1 pseudogene is annotated in these 605 nt (G+C 35.0%); it reads right to left on the bottom strand.

From position 1 onward, the window contains the following. Window positions 1–605, bottom strand: a pseudogene (locus B0A58_RS15915) (type IV secretion protein Rhs); the annotation flags it as partial.

The raw sequence follows: 605 nt of genomic DNA, 5'->3' as shown, positions 1-605 counted from the left end.
ACAAACTACTTTCAGTTAATTTGTAAGATTCGTTTACATTTACATAGCCTTCAGCATGCGGAAAAAACACCAACCCACCATCGCCAGAAGGCAAGGTTTTGTACTGAAACCCGTTAATGTAATCGGTTGTTGTAATTACTCCTGCCTCGTTTACCACTTTGTTCACTTTTTGCCCACTTGCGGTGTAAAAGTACAAAATAGAATTCATTTCTCCAAATAAAATTTTTGTTGGTAAATTTAAATGGTTGTAGGTAATAGATGTAATATTTTTATTCAAATCCATCGTCATGTTGCCGTTTAAGTCATATCTATAATCATCACCCTCAGTGTTGCTGTCTTTAAAACCATTGGGGTTGTTTGTACTATCGGCCACACCCATCAACTGGTTGTAATTGTAAGTATAATCCAAACGGTCTATTTCCAAAACGTTTACGGCATCATCATATTCTCCATTACGTAGTAAACGCATGATATTGCCATTTTTGTCATACAACAATCTTTCATTGTAAGAATTTCTAATAGGATTCGGTTGCTCGGGTTTTTGATACACCGCCTCCAGCAATCTATTCAAAAATTGATTATTATCAAAAAAAACCTTTGTCAAA

It is taken from the genome of Flavobacterium branchiophilum NBRC 15030 = ATCC 35035, from assembly GCF_002217205.1.
GTDB lineage: Bacteria > Bacteroidota > Bacteroidia > Flavobacteriales > Flavobacteriaceae > Flavobacterium > Flavobacterium branchiophilum.
This window is presented reverse-complemented; position numbering and strand designations above follow the sequence as displayed.